This is a genomic window from Chryseobacterium viscerum (genome assembly GCF_002899945.2).
GTDB classification, from domain to species: Bacteria; Bacteroidota; Bacteroidia; order Flavobacteriales; family Weeksellaceae; genus Chryseobacterium; species Chryseobacterium viscerum.
The window spans coordinates 96948-113177 of the sequence record NZ_PPEG02000005.1 but is presented as its reverse complement, the minus strand read 5'-3'; the positions used below and the strand labels follow the sequence as shown (position 1 = coordinate 113177).

Below are 16230 nucleotides of genomic sequence, written 5' to 3'. Positions count from 1 at the left end.
AAATAAGTTAACGAAAATATTAAAAACTTATTGTTTAAGCAAGTTTTAGCAAACTTAATGGGTATAAATAGTGATTTTACAACAATGAAAATTTTCTCACTGTTCAATGATAAAATTTACTACTTTCGTCTGATAAAATGTAAACAATTTTAATAAATAGTTATCAAAAACATATTTAAGTTTGATACTTTCTGAACAACAGCTAAAAACATACCATAAACACACCATCACATGAAATTTAAGATACTTTTAGCATTAATTTTTGTAAACCTGATACAGGCACAAAAGTTTTACTTTCCAAAGACCGCTGTAACAGACTCTGTTACATTGGAGAAACAGATTCCGGGACTCGCTCAGCAAGTGATTCCGCTCCTTCAATCTGCAAAGTACAAACCGGAAAATAATATTGACCTTATGGACAACCTTTTCCGTTTGCAGATGGCCACGCAGGATTATAAAAAATCGATTATCTCTCTTTCCGAAAACCGAAATCTGTTTGCCGATCACAATATGGCTGGCTATAGATTGGTGGGATTTGAATTGTACAGTATGGCTAAAATGGCACAAAAAGAAAACAATATTTCCTTTTCCAATGCTCTTCAGAAAGTCTTTACTCAAAAATATGAAAGCCTTCCGGAAAAGCTGACTCCCAGACTTAAACTTGTTCTTGATGGAGACGTGGCAGAATTCAGAAAACAGTTGAGAAAAGTACTGGATAAGCAAAAAGACAAAGACAGTATTGATTACAAAACAGCCCTTGCGCTATGCAAATCTTATATCAATTATAAGACCTATACCAGCATCAAACCTCAGGTTTTACAATTACTGGAATCAAAAGACAAAGAGAGATTCATCATTGAAACCAAAGATCTTAAGATAAAAAACGGAAATACCTTAACGATTACCATTGTTAGAAAAAAGGGGAATACTTCCCCACTTCCCGTTATTCTTACCAATAATATCTATGCAGGTTCGTTTGATGAACTCTTTGGAAAAAGAGCTGCTATTTATAATTATGTAGGAGCAGTTGTGAATACCCGTGGCAAAAGGAACAGTAATAATGTGAACAATCCTTTTGAACATGAGTCGGAAGATATCTATGAAGTGATAGACTGGGTAAGCAAACAGCCATGGTCTGACGGAAAGGTGGGAATGATCGGCGGAAGTTACCTGGGCTTCAGCCAGTGGGCAGCAGTAAAAAAAGTGCATCCGGCATTAAAAACTATCGTACCACAGGTTGCAGTAGGAATCGGGATTGATTATCCTGCTCAGAACAACATCTTCATGAGCTATATGCTGCAGTGGATACAATATGTAACCAATAACAAATTTACTGATGAAAAAGATTTTGCCAACGCCGTAAAATGGGATTCTATCAATACAAAATGGTATAAGAGCGGTAGATCGTTCAGATCTTTAGATACAATAAGCGGAAAACCCAGCAAAATATTCCAACGATGGCTCGATCATCCGGGATATGATCAGTATTGGCAAAAAATGGTTCCTTACAAGGAGGATTTTTCCAAAATTAATATTCCTATCCTGACCACGACAGGATATTACGATGATGATCAGATTGGGGCACTGTATTATTTCAAACAGCATCACCAATACAACAAAAATGCAAATCATTATCTGGTCATAGGTCCTTACAATCATGGAGGGGCACAAAGTTTCGGATTTACTTATGTGAATGGCAATCCTATTGATCCGGCAGCCAGAATAAGCATCGATGATCTTGCTTTTTCATGGTTTGACTATATTCTTAAAGGAGGTAAAAAACCGGAAATTTTAAAAGACAAAATCAATTTTCAGGTGATGAATACCAATACCTGGAAGCATGTTTCCAATCTTGACAAAATGCATACTTCTTCCGTGAAATTCTATCTTCAGGACAAAAAAAATACATCATCGGTATTTAATAAGCCTGAGACTAAAAGCTTCACAACTCAAATTGTTGATTTTAAAAACAGAGACCAGAAAGACACGTACTACAAAGTCAGCAAAAAAGACAGTATAAAAACAACCAATTCTGTTGCTTTTGAAAGTGAAGTCCTTGATAAAGACATGATCATCAGTGGAAATCTGTCCGGAACCTTTCATGTTTCCATCAACAAAAAAGATTTTGATACGGATACTTATCTGTACCAAATTCAGCCGGATGGTAAATCATTTTTATTATCTACCCATATTGTAAGAGCTAGCTATGCGAAGAATAATGAAAAACGCCAGCTTCTTGAACCTAATAAAATGGAACAAATCCCAATCAATAACTCCTATTTCATGAGTAAAAAGATAGAAAAAGGAAGTAAGCTGCTATTATTGGTGGGCGTTAATAAAAGTCCTAACTGGCAGATCAATTATGGGACGGGTAAGGATGTAAGTGATGAAACCATAAAGGATTCCGGGGAACCTTTAGAGATAAAATGGTACAATGACAGCTATGTAGAACTCCCTGTTTATAATGACTAAAGACCTTTGTTTAAGCATTTTTAACTAAATGTTCTTAACGACTGTTAACATCAAAATAAAAAATCATTACATTTGCTTTTTTTCAAATCAAATATAGTTATTGAATGAGTCAACTTTTTAGAAGAAAAATCTATTCAGATACAGATACTTCAACGGGACTTTTAAGAGTCTTAGGCGTATGGGACATCGTATTTTTTGGTATTGCGGCTATTATTGGAGCTGGGAGTTTCAGCAGTCTGGGAGAAGCCGTTTTCAGAGGTGGCCCGGGTGTTATCCTTCTATATTTGATTTGTGGTTTTGCCTGTGGATTTACGGCTTTATGCTATGCTGAATTTGCCAGCAGAATTCCAACCGCAGGTTCTGCCTATACCTATGCTTATGCCAGTTTTGGAGAACTGATCGCCTGGATAATTGGCTGGGCCCTGATTATGGAGTATTCTTTCGGGAATATTTATGTAGCCTTTTCCTGGTCAGATTATTTCACCAGTTTCCTGGGACGTATCGGAATGCATATTCCTGATTACCTGACCTGCAGCTATACAGAAGCAAGAAAAGCTTTTCAATATGGCTCAGAAAATAAAGAATTATTAAATGCATGGAACACGGCTCCATTGATTGGAAGCTTGAAATTCATCGTAGATATCCCGGCTTTAGTGATTAATGGTTTGATAACATGGCTTTGTTATGTAGGGGTAAAAGAAAGTAAAAACTTCAACAACTCTCTGGTTATTTTAAAGCTGGCGGTGATCATACTGGTAATTCTTGTAGGTTGTGCTTATGTCAACACTGAAAACTGGACGCCCATCAGCCCTACCACCGGAACACCTTCCTTCATGCCGAATGGCTTTGCCGGAGTAATGAGTGCTGTATCCGGAGTATTCTTCGCCTACATTGGGTTTGATGCCTTAAGTGTGCTTTCTGAAGAGACCAAAGATCCGCAAAAAACCTTACCAAAAGGAATGATTATCTCTCTTGTACTGTGTACTGTGATCTATATTGCATTGACACTTGTATTAACAGGAATGGTAGATTACAAGAAATTTGATGGTGTGGGAGATCCGCTTTCATTTATATTTGAGAAAACAAATGCCAATGTAGCCTGGATGGAGCTTGTAGTTTCCTTTGTTGCGATTGTTGCTATCACTACCGTATTATTGGTTTTCCAGATGGGACAGCCAAGAATCTGGTACGCAATGAGCCGTGACGGATTGATGCCTGCAAGGTTTCAAAAGGTACACCCTAAATATAAAACACCGTCGTATGCAACTGTCGTTACCGGAATTGTAGTGGGTATTCCTATCCTGTTTACCGATAAAACGTTTATCCTTGACTTTACGAGTATCGGAACTATTTTCGCATTCGTATTGGTATGTGCAGGGGTACTTCTTCTTCCTGCTAAAGAAAAAATAAAGGGCAGATTTCACCTTCCTTATGTGAACGGTAAAATCATTTTCCCTATTGTTTTCATTGGTGGATTGCTTGCATTTTATAAATGGCAGCCAGAATTTTTTGACAATCTGATGAATTGGTCAGATCCTAAAGAAGGAGAATTCAGAGCTTCTATTTTCTTCTTTATCATCATCAACCTGGTCTTATGTGTTGTTGCTTTTATCAAGAACTTATCATTGATTCCATTGGTTGGATTAAGCTCATGTCTGTATCTTCTTACCGGAATGAGCCATGAAAACTGGTTCTGGTTCGGAATGTGGTTCCTCATTGGTATGGTCATTTACTTCTGTTATGGCTACAAAAACAGTAAACTTGGAAAAGAATTAAGGAATAGCTAAGGAATAATTAGCACAACTGCGAAAGGCAAAATGGCAAAAAAGTCAAACCCAATGGAGAGACTGATTTGCGATTTTGCCTTTTTCTTTTTTATCTCTTAGTACAAAATCGGCAGAATTATTGCTTTAACTACAATATAATCAATAAACTAGACTACCATGGCTGAAAGAATCAAAACCTACAGAGAGTTTTATCAGTTTTATCTTACGGAACACAGTAAAACAGGAACCCGGATTTTTCATTTTATCGGAACTTTTCTCGTATTTTTCGTTATATGGTATGTCATCAGTTCCGGAAAGGAAAGGTTTCTATGGTATATTCCGATTGTAGGCTACGGCTTTGCCTGGTTCAGCCATGCTGTGATTGAAAGAAACAATCCGGCTACTTTTAAATATCCTATATGGTCTTTAATTTCAGATTTCAGATTGTTTTTTGAATTGCTTATTGGTAAACAGAAATTCTTTGGGTCTGGTAATCGACCTCAGAAGCAGGAACAGCCTTAATTTTTTCTTCTCTCCTTTATACAAAAAGTATTGGGTGCTGGGAAACGTAAAGGCGTAGGAACTTCATACTTTGAGTATATTTTAAGCACAAGAAAATCTAAGATTTTCAGCAAATGATACGTTATTATTTTTCTCGCAGATTGTGGAGATTTCACAGATTTTTTCACAAGCATCTGCTTAATTTGCTCAATCTGCGAGAGATCAGAAAACAGGCAGTTTTCAATTTTATTGGTGATAAAATCTTTGCCCCTAAAACAGTATATTTTTAAATATCACTTTACGTCTTAGTGTTTTCTAACTTCCAGTCTTTAAATGATGTTAAGATTGCTTCACCTTCAGTTCGCAATGACAGAGGTATTGTTAAAATTTTATCAGAGATAAAATCCTTGCGCCTTAAAGATCTTTAGCTTGTAAAAAACTTAGCGCCCTTGCGTTTTCCAACCTCCACTTTTCTATTGAGATTGTCTCACCTTCGATTCGCAATGGCTACAACTCAGTGAGATTTTGCTTGCCTGGATAAAGCTTCTTCCCTATCAGATATCCCAATGAAGGCAAAATAAAGGACAACACTACCGGGAATACCAATGATAGACCAGAGCCCTCAAGAATGACTGTTAAAGGAAACAAATAACCATTATAAACAATAAGTGCCAGGGTAAAAAGAAAACTGTCACTATTCCCCGTAGACAGAATATTGAAATCACTTCCAAACTTATCAAACAAACCTGAGCAGATAAACAGGAAAACATTTACAAAAAACATCCACAGAACGGTTCTGTAGGTCATTCCTTTCTTTGCATTCAGATATCCGGCAAAGACTAAAAAAAGAGATAAAATCCCTGAAACAGCATAATCTAAGCCGGACATAGCAACCTCACTTCCTGTTCTTACAAAGAAATAAACTGCATACAGTATAAGATTCAGAAGATATATTATCGTTACATAGTTCATAGGTCTAAAAGTGTATTGTTTATAATCAGTATTTTTTTTCAAGAATATCGTAGTGAACAGTGTTTACTATTTTTTCAGCAAGAGCATCACCATCTACTTTGATCCGTGTGGGATTATAGGTTGAAAAAGTCATGGTTTTATCTTTATTCAAGGTCACTTCTACCTCTTCGAGGATATTTTGGTCATCTGCATAAAACTGAATTCTGTTTTCGACAATTCTCCAAAAAGAAAGCCTGGGTTCAGATGGGCTGCAATCACCAGTACTTCCTTCTACATAATTATAAACAGCAAAACCATCTTCTCTAATCGCATAATTCCGCATCAAACGGCAGTTATCGAATTGTTTTATCACTTTCTTTTTATTTTCATAAAATCCAGCTTCTTTCAGTTTCCAGAATCCGGTAACATTTTCTTTGGTTAATTTCTGTGCATTGATGCAAGGAGAAAATAGAGCAAAAGATGCAAGAAAAAATATCTTGTCCATAAATGATTTTGGGTCTTTGGGGAGGTAAACGAATATAATAATGAGAATAAAGTTTTTCAGCGGGCGGCTTCGCCGCCCGCTGAAAAACTGAACCTTAAGTTGAATTTTATTTAAATTTCTTCTTAAAACTGAATTTAAGCCTATTCATCAACCCTGGTTCTATAATGTCAATTCCCAGTCCGAAATTACTGTCTGCAACGGTATGATGGTCGGTTCTGAATTTTTCAAACTCACTTTTCGGAATTTCAGTATTGATCAGAGGATGGTGTTCAATAGATACGCTTGCTCCATTCTTGCTCACCTTTTTACGGCTTTTATAATCAAAGTACGGATTCGCAATGGTACTTTCCTGAATAGTATATTTTTCTTCTGTATCAATTTTCTGATCCGTATGCAGGTTAATCTCATATCTCTCACTGTCGAAATTATGCCAGAACGGTAAATCTTCATGCATAAAATCCCTTGCACTTGCCTTCACGACATTCCGGTCAAAGTACATCAGGAAACGGTTTTTCTGTGGATCGACATAGTAAGGGTTATCAACGATGGCGTTATATTGAATCTTAACCTCATTCAGCCTTTTGTCATCAATTACCACGTCAATAGCGGCATCTTTGAATACGTTTCGTACATCTGTACCGTTTCTGTCACTGGAATAATTAAGTGCATAGAAAAGGAAGCTGTTCCAGCTGTCTATAATCTCTCTTTTATTGGTACTTTTAAAATACCTTCTCATAGCATTGGCCCTGTTTCCTTTATAAGTAGTTGACAGCATAAATTTTCCTACAGTCCCCTGTACATTGAAATCTATTTTTTCATTAATACAGAAATAGGGAAATTTATAGGGTTTTCTCATCTGCAGCTCCTGGTCTTTTTTCACTTCCAGATAATGCATAAAAAACATGAACCCTCTGTTTTCTATCAATCCGAATTCATCACGAATCGTCGCATCAATGAAATATTCCTGCCCTTTGTAATTTACTTTTACCACAACATGATTGAAGTTTAAAAGGGAAGGCAGATAATATTTGATATAATAATCTGTATTGAAATTCACCAGTACTACAGACGCTTCTACTCCTATATAATCAAGGATTACTTTTAACAAAACGGATTTTGCTTTACAGTCTCCCTGCTTGTTTTCATAGGTTACTGAAGGCTCCTGTGGCTTATGCCCATTCATTTCATCAGCATTGAAAATATAGTAAACATGGTTCTGAACATATTCTATTGCAAACTGAAGTTTCTCATCCTGATCAGCAATAGCATCTAATTTTTCAATCAGGTTCGGAGCAAAATCCTTTAAAGAAGATACATTAAAAATCTCATCATAAATAGGAACAATATAATTAGACAGGTCTTTCCAGTTGCTGTCTGTAGCAAAATCTATATAAGGAAAAATCTCACGCCCGGAATCTACAGGATTAATATAATTCTGCTCTTCAATCACAAACCTCTCTCCTTTTTTCAAAAGATTAATTTCCGGTTCCAGAACATTGCCCTGCTCATCTCTGAAAAATGTTTTTTTGTATGCAATAGCCTGCTCACGTTCATTGATAAAAGTAAACTTAAAACTGCCATATGCCCAGTAATTATCGGGACTTACCCATACATATTTTGAGAATTCTTTTCTGAGAAAATCGCGGTCCGTAAATTCTTTAATCCTTGAATCTTCTAAGATCAATACATCATACAGCCTGAGATCCTTAATCGTAATATTGATCTTTTTATTACTGCTCAGAACCCCTCCGCTGCTTTGATTTTCGCTGTCAAGAACTTTAATATTTGTATCCGGAATTTTGTCTATCAGTACCCCTTCTCTTAAAACACTGATCCTATGAATCTGATAGACTTCATTTTCTTCAACAATCACATCAGAAGCAGAAGCTCTCTCCAGATTCCCCGGTTCGTTCAGGGTATATGCCATGCAGACATACTCACTGTTTTCCGTATTGCTTGTATAGTATTTTTTATCTAAAAAGTAGCAGTAATCCCGGCCTTCATCAATCTGTCTTTTGGCAAATTCGGAGTCTTTGATCAGATCTATTATTTCCTGATCTCCAATATTTCCTGCCCACATTTCAGGTTTTTGAATCCTGTAATTTTCAACTTGCATTTGATTATTCATATGTATTTTAGTATTTGTTTTCTGGCTAGCGTATTAATAAATTCAAATTAAATGATTAAAAAAGTAAAAAGCAATAGCAGAAGTACTACAAATTCGGGAAAGTCAATTTCGGCATAGTAATTGCGAGGTATGGGGAAAATCAAGTTTATGAAAAGTATAGCAACAATTCTAAAAGGGGCAGCACCCGCATTAGCATTATTTGCAATGACGCAATGTACAACAACTGCCGGTGTATCCGCTGGCGATGAAAAAACGTTCATCGTAGGACCACAAACAGCAGATTGTACAGGAGTAGCTCCTATGAAATGTATGCAGGTAAAGGAAAATGCATCTGGAAACTGGACCAATTTTTACAGCAATATTGAAGGATTTACGTATGAGCCGGGTTATGAATATGTTTTAAAAGTAAAAACAGAAAAGATTGCCAATCCTCCAGCTGACGGATCTTCTATAAAATACACCTTGGTAAAGCAGGTTTCTAAAACGAAAAAAGCAGCAATGGCGGCCAACGAAAAAACACTTATTGTAGGACCACAGACGGTAGATTGTTCCGCAGGAGCAGGACGTATGAAATGTATGCAGGTAAAGGAAAATGCTTCTGAAAGCTGGACTAATTTCTACAGCAATATCGAAGGATTTACGTATGAGCCGGGTTACGAATATGTTTTAAAAGTAAAAACAGAAAAAATCGCTAATCCTCCGGCAGATGCTTCTTCCATCAAATATACATTGATAGAACAGGTTTCTAAAACGAAGAAATAATAAAAAATCTCCCGAAAATTTCGGGAGATTTTTTTATTACAATTGGTTTCAATTTCTATTTTCTAAAATCCTGATTCTTTTTGAGGTGGATCCGGATATTTGCCTTTACTAGCCTCTCCTACCGTATTTGCAGTCGTCATTGCCACGACAAGATCATTCAGCATACTGCTTGCAGCCGTAGGTGAATTGGGAAGAAGAACCAGATTGCTTCTGTTGCTTGCTCCTATAGAATGTAATGTATCATAATGCTGTGTGACAACGATAAGCGCTGACGCTTCGTGCGAATTGATTTCTACATTATTCAGCATTCTTACAGACTCTTCAAGTCCTTTTGCAATTTCTCTTCTTTGATCAGCAATCCCCTGCCCCTGCAATTTTTTAGATTCTGCTTCTGCTTTTGCCACGGCTACAATTCGGATTCTTTGTGCTTCAGATTCATATTCTGCAGCTGTTTTTTCTCTTTCTGCCGCGTTGATTCTGTTCATCGCATGTTTTACCTGCTCATCCGGATCAATATCTGTGACCAAAGCTTTGATAATATCATACCCATAGCTATTCATAGCTTCCTGAAGTTCACTTTTCACGGCAATTGCCACATCGTCTTTTCTTACAAAAACATCATCCAGTTTCAATTTCGGAACCTCAGCACGTACCACATCGAATACAAAAGAGGTAATTTGATTTTCAGGATTTTCCAAACGATAGAATGCATCTCCCACCTGCTCTCTGATGACCTGATACTGAACGGAAATTTTCATTTTGATGAAAACGTTGTCTAATGTTTTTGTATCAATCATTACATCCAGCTGCTGAATTCTCAGATTCAGTCTTTTGGCGATCTGATCTATGATTGGCAGTTTAAGATGAAGCCCTGAATGTTTCACCCCCTGAAACTTTCCGAAACGTTCTATAATAGCAGCCGTTTCCTGCTTAACAACAAAAAACGAAGCGAATAAAATAATAAGCCCGAAGAGAATAACGGGCGCTAAATATATACTCATAGTTCTAATTTTTATTAATATGTCGCAGTAAATCCTGTTTCGTTAAAAACATTTTTTATTACCGCTTGCTTAAATATAAGAAAAATAAATGTAAGACCCGGAACACGACTCATTGAAAATCAAGCATGAACATTCTTCCTCATTTTTAAATTAAAATTATTCCGAAAAAGACTTATTTTTGAATATTCATTACACATCATGATCAATTCTAAAGAAATATTAAAAGATCATATTTCAAAATTCACATCTCTCACGGAAGAGCAGCTGGATTATGTTCTTGGACATTTTAACCTGATTACTTTAAAAAAAGGACAAAGCTTAATATCGGAGGGCGATTTCGTCAATCACGAATATTTCGTTCTGGAAGGCTGCCTGAAAGCATTTTACGTTAATGACAGCATGAAAATGTTTATCCTCCAGTTTGCCATGCCGACCTGGTGGGTAACGGATTTTGATGCACTTTACAATACAACAAGGGCTACCATTAATGTAGACTGTATCACCAATGCAAGCATTCTCTCTATTTCTAACGAAGACAGGGAAAAGATATGCAATGAAATTCATGAGGTGGAGCATTTTTTCAGATGGAGAACCAACAAAGGATATGTGGCTGCACAGAAACGTCTGCTTTCTTTCATGAATAATGATGCTAAATTCCGATATCAGGAGCTTTTATCCATGTACCCTCAACTGTACAATCTCGTTCCGAAACATCTGATTGCGTCTTATTTGGGAGTAACCAGAGAAACCCTAAGCAGACTTCATCAATAAAAAACCTTTTTATTCTTGTTCCTATTTTGTGAGGTACATCACGTAACTATTTCTTTCGATCGGCTGAACTTTGTGTCATTATTTAAACCCCATAAAAAATGGACACAAAAAATTTTAAAATCAATCATGAAATCAGCACAATCCACTGGATCGGAAGAAAGGTAACCGGAGCTCATAATGGAACAATCGGTGTAAAAGAAGGAAACTTCACGTTCGAAGACGGAAAACTTACATCAGGAAAGTTTGTCATTGATACCCGCGCCATTAAAATCCTTGATATTGAGGATTCTGAAACCAACACACAGTTTGCCCAACATCTGGCATCTGACGATTTCTTTAATTCTGATCAGTTTCCTGAAGCTTTTTTTGAAATCACTCATGCTGAACCGGGTGATCAGAATCTCTATTATGTAAAAGGAGATCTTACGATAAAAGGGATTACACATCCTATCGACACAAGCCTGCACATTGTAGCAACAGACAATACGGCTGTTCTGGATACTAAAATTGTGGTCGACAGAACGAAATTCAACATCAAATTCAGATCCTCCAATTTCTTCACCAACCTTGGTGACACCTTGATCTACAACAATTTTGATTTAAACATTCATCTTGTTGCGGCCACTCATTAATGCCATTCAAATATCAATTAATCTTAAAAATTCACCATCATGCCATTCATAAAAGTAGAAGTACTTCGCGAAGACATTACCCGCGAAATAAAACAACAATTAATCAGAAAAATAAGTGAAGCTGTGACTTCAGTTTTGAACAAGGATCCCCATTTGACCCACATTGTCATCAATGAAATTGAAGATGATAACTGGGGCTATGCCGGAGAACAGGTTTCAGTATTAAAAGAACAAGGATTTTCAACAGAAAAAAAATAAATCAGAAATGAAAAAGCAAACCGTAATCGTAACAGGAGCATCATCAGGAATAGGATTGGAAACAGCCCGTTATTTCTTAGACAGAGGTGATCATGTAATCATCAATTCACAAACAGCTTCAAAATTAGAGGAAGTTTATCATAAATTGGGAGCCGGAGACAACCTTGCCATGGTCGCCGGAAGTGTTTCAGAGCTATCAACAGGGGAAGCATTGGTAAAAACTGCGCTTGAGAGATTTGGATCAATTGATGTCCTGATCAATAATGCAGGAATTTATGAGAACAAACCATTCCTGGAAGTTACTGAAGACTATCTGGATCGATTTTTAACAACCAATTTAAAAGGAACCTTCTTCACAACACAGGCTGTTATTCCTCAAATGATCAAGCAAAAAGACGGAGTGGTTATCAATGTGGGAACGCCTTTAGTGTATCACGCTATTGCACAGTCTCCTTCCACGGCACCTATTTCGAGTAAAGGAGCTATTCATGCTCTGACCTTGCAACTGGCTGCAGAATTTGGAAAAGATAATATCAGGGTCAATACAGTGGCTCCCGGACTGATCAGAACTCCGATGCATGGTGCAGATCTGGATAATAATGCCGGACTTCACCTGATCAACCGTATCGGGGAACCGGAAGAAGTTGCTCAGATGATTCATGCTATTGCTAAAAACAAATTAATTTCCGGAGCGATCATCAACGTTGACGGAGGAATGGGTGCCGGGCATCATGTATCATGAAACTAGTATTAATAATTGCATGGCTGTTCAGTTTTCCATTGAACAGTCATGCACAAAATATAAAGGATATGAAAACCAACCCAACATCAGAAGCTGAAATAAGAAATGTGATTGAAAATTATTATTTCAAAGGAATTTATGAAGGAAATACTGAGCTTCTTACAAAAGCTTTCTATAAAGGAGCACTGCTTTTCGGAGATGTAGATGGCACTGCGTATTTCAAAACTGCAGAACAATATATTGAAGGAGTTGGAAGCCGGGTAAGCCCGGAAAAATCCGGGAAAGATTTTAAAGCTGTTATCATTTCAATGGATGTCATTAATTCGATTGCCACCGTAAAATTGCATGTAAAGATGTATGATTTTAATTATTATAATTTCATAACTTTCAATAAGATAGACAAAGAGTGGCTCATCGTTAATAAGACATTGACTAACGTACAACCTTAAATCAACAAAATCATGTGGAATAAAAATAGAGTTACGGAGTTATTAGGAATTGAATACCCTATTCTGCAAGGTCCTTTTGGTGGAGGGCTGTCCACTGTTGAACTGACAACAACGGTGAGCAATCTTGGCGGCTTGGGAGGATTTGGAGCTTATACTTTGTCGCCACAGGAAATTTATGATACTCACAGAGAAATACAATCGAAAACGGATAAGCCTTACAACCTTAATCTCTGGGTAAATGATCATGATATTATTGATGAAGAGCATACAAAAAAGCAATACCAAAAGGCTGTTGAGAGTTTCAAACCTTACTTTGATCTTTTAAATACGGATATTCCGGCACCTCCACCCTCTTTTGAATCGAAATTTCAGAATCAGCTGGAAGTCATTTTTGATATTAAGCCTAAAGTGTTCAGCTTTATGTTTGGATTGCTGAACGAAAGCATCATCGAAGACCTTCACCGCCAGGGAACTGTTGTATTCGGAAATGCTACAACGCTGGATGAAGCTGTTGCTCTGGAAAAAACCGGAGTAGATGTGATTATAGCTTCCGGTTTTGAAAGTGGCGGACACCGCCCTTCGTTTCTGGATCAGTCTGAACTTTCTACAACGGGAACTTTTGTTCTGATTCAATTGATTAAAGATAAAGTAAAAATACCTGTCGTGGCTGCCGGAGGTATTGCCAATGGGCGCGGAATTGCCGGAGCTTTTCAACTGGGAGCGGAAGCGGTACAAATTGGAACTGCTTTTCTAGCCACTGAGGAATCCGGAGCTTTACCGATTCATAAAGAGTTTTTATTTTCTGACGCTGCAAAATCTACATCCCTTACCAGAGCTTATACCGGAAGATTAGGACGTGGAATTACCTCAAAAATTACAAGAGATGTATTGGCAGCAACAGACAAAACACTGCCCTTTCCTTTGCAGACTCACTTTATGGGAGCTTTGAGAAAAGCAGCTTTGGAACAGCAAAAGAATGATTTCGTTTTCTTTTGGGCGGGTCAGATTGCCCCTGTTTTAAAGCATAAAAAAGCCTCCACTTTAATGCAGTCATTAATTGAAGAGGCTTCTGAATTATTACAATAAATAGAATTTACATGGTCATCCCGATGTCTATTCCTTTAATTTTTCTATACAAATCGGTAGCGTAGTTATCTGTCATTCCGGAAACAAAATCTATGATTCCAAGGACTTTCTGATAGTCTGTTCCGTTTTCGTAGACGAATTGTTTTGGAAGCAGCTTCAAGGCTTTCTTATCATACGATTTTCTTTCATCTTCCGGTTTCAGGATGGATGGGATGAAATGATCCAGCAATTCATACATTACATTATACCCAGCATTTTCAATTTCCACAACCGCTTTATGATTGTAAATTTTTTCCACCGAGAAACTGGCAATATCTTGTAATGCTTTATTTTCGTTTTTATAGATATCAAGCAGACCGTTGTCAAGATTTCCTTCAAGAATCGTTTCAAAGTTATGTTTATACATCTCAATAGATTTATTGATTAATGCATTGATCACTTTTGCTCTTAAATAAGAAATCTGTTCATTTTCGTTAGAGATAGAACTTAGCTTTGTTTCGATTCTTTTAACATCATCTGTTTCAGATTTTACCAGTTCGAAAAATAGATTTTTACAATCTGCTGTTGAAACAATACCCAATCGGTGGGCATCTTCCATATCGATGATATTATAACAGATGTCATCCGCAGCTTCTACTAACCACACAAACGGATGTCTCTTGAAAATATGAGGTTCTTCACTTTCAGAAATAAGCTGGGTTCCTTTGGCAATTTCCAGGAAGATATCTTTTTCATTCTGGAAAAACCCGAATTTCTTTCTGTGAATGATTCCTTTTTTCTTGGCTACTGCCTCACATGGATATTTTGCAATACTTGCCAGCGTTGAAAAAGTAAGCTGAATACCTCCCGCATCTTTTCCTTGCTGCTGCTGTGCCAGTACTCTGATCGCATTGGCATTTCCTTCAAAATTGACCAGATCTGCCCACTCCTTTTCATTGAACTTTGATTTCAAATCTTTTTCATTTCTTTCAAAATAGCTTGCAATAGCATCTTCTCCGGAATGCCCGAAAGCAGGATTTCCCACATCATGACATAAGCACCCAGCCGCAATTACATTTCCTAAATTATAGAGATAAAAATTCTTTGAATCTTCAGTAAGTTCACTTTTAAAATCTTCAGCAATAAATTCACCAATAATACTTCCTAAACTTCTTCCTACAGATGAAACTTCCAGGGAATGAGTAAGTCTGTTGTGTACAAAAACACTTCCGGGAAGAGGAAAAACCTGGGTTTTGTTCTGTAGTCTTCTGAAAGCAGAAGAGAAAATAATTCGGTCAAAATCTCTTTGAAAATCAGTTCTTGAAGCCCTAGTCTGTGGATTGTTTCCTGTACGTTGATTGGTGAAAATCTGGTTTAAATTCATCATTTTTCAAAATTACTCCAAATTTTAATTGTACGGAATAGTATTTAGATTTTTATTAGAGAGATCTGCCATTCAAAAAATCTATTATAGTAAACGTTTTTTAGGGGTCGGAAAGCTTCAGGAAATATTCTACATTTGATACAACTAATAAGCGGAAGAATATTCACAATTCTTCTTTTAAATTTTAAATTCTTTTTATCATGACAGACAACACATGGCTCAACAGATGGGATGATAGATACAGCAACGAAGAGTTTGCGTACGGAACAGATCCGAATAATTATCTGAAAGAGCAACTGGCTCCATTAAAACCCGGCAAAATACTATTCCCGGCAGAAGGTGAAGGCCGAAACGCTGTTTTTGCAGCAACACAGGGATGGCAGGTTTCAGCTTTTGATATCAGTTCCAATGGACGGAATAAAGCATTACAGCTTGCCGAACAATTGCAAACTACCATTGATTACAAAGTTGGAGAGCTTTCTACCCTCAATTATCAGCCAGAGCAATTTGATGCTATTGCTCTGATCTACGCTCATTTTCCTGCAGACATTAAGTCTTCCATCCATCAAATGCTGAATCAATACTTGCGTAAAGGAGGATTTATCATTTTTGAAGCGTTCAGTAAAAGTCATCTTGAATATATTGCAAGAAATGAAAAGGTAGGCGGCCCCAAGGATATTGAATCATTATTCTCCATTGATGAGATCAAAGCTGATTTTCCTGATTATAAAATTATTGAATTATCAGAAACAGAGATAGAACTCAATGAAGGGCTATTCCATAATGGGACGGGTTCTGTGATCCGGTTTGTGGGACAAAAGCTCATCTGACTCTATTGTAAAT

The 16230-nt window shown here is 37.0% G+C and carries 16 protein-coding genes; 11 read left to right on the top strand and 5 right to left on the bottom strand.

Annotated features, from left to right (window positions below):
• Positions 1–231: 231 nt before the first annotated feature.
• The 3 genes from C1634_RS12420 to C1634_RS12410 all read left to right on the top strand — a co-directional run bounded on the left by C1634_RS12420 (position 232) and on the right by C1634_RS12410 (position 4760).
• Positions 232–2472: a CocE/NonD family hydrolase gene (locus C1634_RS12420; protein WP_103232265.1), complete on the top strand. Its 2241-nt coding sequence runs from the start codon at positions 232–234 to the stop codon at positions 2470–2472.
• 104 nt (positions 2473–2576) lie between these two features.
• Positions 2577–4259 carry an APC family permease gene (locus C1634_RS12415; RefSeq protein ID WP_103232264.1) on the top strand — a complete coding sequence of 561 codons (1683 nt, stop codon included), beginning with the start codon at positions 2577–2579 and terminating at the stop codon, positions 4257–4259.
• A 156-nt stretch (positions 4260–4415) separates the two neighbouring features.
• The gene (locus tag C1634_RS12410; protein ID WP_103232263.1) at positions 4416–4760 is read left to right on the top strand and encodes a DUF962 domain-containing protein; all 345 of its coding nucleotides are present in this window, start codon (positions 4416–4418) and stop codon (positions 4758–4760) included.
• Positions 4761–5246: 486 nt separating this feature from the next.
• Here the strand turns inward: C1634_RS12410 and C1634_RS12405 are convergent, their stop codons facing one another.
• The 3 genes from C1634_RS12405 to C1634_RS12395 all read right to left on the bottom strand — a co-directional run bounded on the left by C1634_RS12405 (position 5247) and on the right by C1634_RS12395 (position 8323).
• Positions 5247–5711 (bottom strand): hypothetical protein, encoded by a 465-nt coding sequence (locus C1634_RS12405; RefSeq protein WP_109738499.1) that lies wholly within the window; start codon positions 5709–5711, stop codon positions 5247–5249.
• A 25-nt stretch (positions 5712–5736) separates the two neighbouring features.
• Positions 5737–6195: a lipocalin-like domain-containing protein gene (locus tag C1634_RS12400; protein ID WP_103232261.1), complete on the bottom strand. Its 459-nt coding sequence runs from the start codon at positions 6193–6195 to the stop codon at positions 5737–5739.
• Between the two features lie 106 nt (positions 6196–6301).
• Positions 6302–8323 carry a hypothetical protein gene (locus C1634_RS12395; RefSeq protein ID WP_109738498.1) on the bottom strand — a complete coding sequence of 674 codons (2022 nt, stop codon included), beginning with the start codon at positions 8321–8323 and terminating at the stop codon, positions 6302–6304.
• Between the two features lie 147 nt (positions 8324–8470).
• On the opposite strand from C1634_RS12395, the gene C1634_RS26305 reads away from it, so the two are divergent.
• Positions 8471–9085, top strand: coding sequence for a DUF4377 domain-containing protein (locus C1634_RS26305; protein ID WP_228410066.1), 615 nt, complete (start codon positions 8471–8473; stop codon positions 9083–9085).
• Positions 9086–9147: 62 nt separating this feature from the next.
• On the opposite strand, the gene C1634_RS12380 is transcribed toward C1634_RS26305, so the two are convergent.
• Complete coding sequence (locus C1634_RS12380) at positions 9148–10086, bottom strand: SPFH domain-containing protein (protein WP_103232259.1); 939 nt, start codon at positions 10084–10086, stop codon at positions 9148–9150.
• 198 nt (positions 10087–10284) lie between these two features.
• Here C1634_RS12380 and C1634_RS12375 point away from each other — a divergent pair, with 198 nt between their 5' ends.
• The 6 genes from C1634_RS12375 (at position 10285) to C1634_RS12350 (ending at position 14024) form a co-directional block, all read left to right on the top strand.
• Positions 10285–10857 carry a Crp/Fnr family transcriptional regulator gene (locus tag C1634_RS12375; RefSeq protein ID WP_103232258.1) on the top strand — a complete coding sequence of 191 codons (573 nt, stop codon included), beginning with the start codon at positions 10285–10287 and terminating at the stop codon, positions 10855–10857.
• 98 nt (positions 10858–10955) lie between these two features.
• Positions 10956–11489: a YceI family protein gene (locus C1634_RS12370; RefSeq protein WP_103232257.1), complete on the top strand. Its 534-nt coding sequence runs from the start codon at positions 10956–10958 to the stop codon at positions 11487–11489.
• A gap of 39 nt (positions 11490–11528) precedes the next feature.
• Positions 11529–11747: a tautomerase family protein gene (locus tag C1634_RS12365; RefSeq protein ID WP_103232256.1), complete on the top strand. Its 219-nt coding sequence runs from the start codon at positions 11529–11531 to the stop codon at positions 11745–11747.
• Between the two features lie 7 nt (positions 11748–11754).
• Positions 11755–12489 carry an SDR family NAD(P)-dependent oxidoreductase gene (locus C1634_RS12360; RefSeq protein WP_103232255.1) on the top strand — a complete coding sequence of 245 codons (735 nt, stop codon included), beginning with the start codon at positions 11755–11757 and terminating at the stop codon, positions 12487–12489.
• A complete protein-coding gene (locus C1634_RS12355) occupies positions 12486–12938 on the top strand; it encodes a nuclear transport factor 2 family protein (RefSeq protein WP_109738497.1) in 453 nt (150 codons plus the stop codon). The genes C1634_RS12360 and C1634_RS12355 overlap by 4 nt, the downstream gene beginning before the upstream one ends.
• Before the next feature lie 12 nt (positions 12939–12950).
• Complete coding sequence (locus C1634_RS12350; protein ID WP_109738496.1) at positions 12951–14024, top strand: NAD(P)H-dependent flavin oxidoreductase; 1074 nt, start codon at positions 12951–12953, stop codon at positions 14022–14024.
• Between the two features lie 7 nt (positions 14025–14031).
• Here C1634_RS12350 and C1634_RS12345 read toward each other — a convergent pair whose 3' ends face one another.
• Complete coding sequence (locus C1634_RS12345) at positions 14032–15387, bottom strand: deoxyguanosinetriphosphate triphosphohydrolase (RefSeq protein WP_109738663.1); 1356 nt, start codon at positions 15385–15387, stop codon at positions 14032–14034.
• Between the two features lie 200 nt (positions 15388–15587).
• On the opposite strand from C1634_RS12345, the gene C1634_RS12340 reads away from it, so the two are divergent.
• On the top strand, positions 15588–16217 hold the full coding sequence (locus C1634_RS12340; RefSeq protein WP_103235370.1) for a class I SAM-dependent methyltransferase: 630 nt from the start codon (positions 15588–15590) through the stop codon (positions 16215–16217).
• The last annotated feature ends 13 nt before the right edge of the window (positions 16218–16230 follow it).

Excerpts from the sequence above, each read along its gene's own strand:
- C1634_RS12420 (WP_103232265.1), top strand. The coding sequence starts at position 232 with ATGAAATTTAAGATACTTTTAGCATTAATTTTTGTAAACCTGATACAG.
- C1634_RS12415 (WP_103232264.1), top strand. The coding sequence starts at position 2,577 with ATGAGTCAACTTTTTAGAAGAAAAATCTATTCAGATACAGATACTTCA.
- C1634_RS12410 (WP_103232263.1), top strand. The coding sequence starts at position 4,416 with ATGGCTGAAAGAATCAAAACCTACAGAGAGTTTTATCAGTTTTATCTT.
- C1634_RS12405 (WP_109738499.1), bottom strand. The coding sequence starts at position 5,711 with ATGAACTATGTAACGATAATATATCTTCTGAATCTTATACTGTATGCA.
- C1634_RS12400 (WP_103232261.1), bottom strand. The coding sequence starts at position 6,195 with ATGGACAAGATATTTTTTCTTGCATCTTTTGCTCTATTTTCTCCTTGC.
- C1634_RS12395 (WP_109738498.1), bottom strand. The coding sequence starts at position 8,323 with ATGAATAATCAAATGCAAGTTGAAAATTACAGGATTCAAAAACCTGAA.
- C1634_RS26305 (WP_228410066.1), top strand. The coding sequence starts at position 8,471 with ATGAAAAGTATAGCAACAATTCTAAAAGGGGCAGCACCCGCATTAGCA.
- C1634_RS12380 (WP_103232259.1), bottom strand. The coding sequence starts at position 10,086 with ATGAGTATATATTTAGCGCCCGTTATTCTCTTCGGGCTTATTATTTTA.
- C1634_RS12375 (WP_103232258.1), top strand. The coding sequence starts at position 10,285 with ATGATCAATTCTAAAGAAATATTAAAAGATCATATTTCAAAATTCACA.
- C1634_RS12370 (WP_103232257.1), top strand. The coding sequence starts at position 10,956 with ATGGACACAAAAAATTTTAAAATCAATCATGAAATCAGCACAATCCAC.
- C1634_RS12365 (WP_103232256.1), top strand. The coding sequence starts at position 11,529 with ATGCCATTCATAAAAGTAGAAGTACTTCGCGAAGACATTACCCGCGAA.
- C1634_RS12360 (WP_103232255.1), top strand. The coding sequence starts at position 11,755 with ATGAAAAAGCAAACCGTAATCGTAACAGGAGCATCATCAGGAATAGGA.
- C1634_RS12355 (WP_109738497.1), top strand. The coding sequence starts at position 12,486 with ATGAAACTAGTATTAATAATTGCATGGCTGTTCAGTTTTCCATTGAAC.
- C1634_RS12350 (WP_109738496.1), top strand. The coding sequence starts at position 12,951 with ATGTGGAATAAAAATAGAGTTACGGAGTTATTAGGAATTGAATACCCT.
- C1634_RS12345 (WP_109738663.1), bottom strand. The coding sequence starts at position 15,387 with ATGAATTTAAACCAGATTTTCACCAATCAACGTACAGGAAACAATCCA.
- C1634_RS12340 (WP_103235370.1), top strand. The coding sequence starts at position 15,588 with ATGACAGACAACACATGGCTCAACAGATGGGATGATAGATACAGCAAC.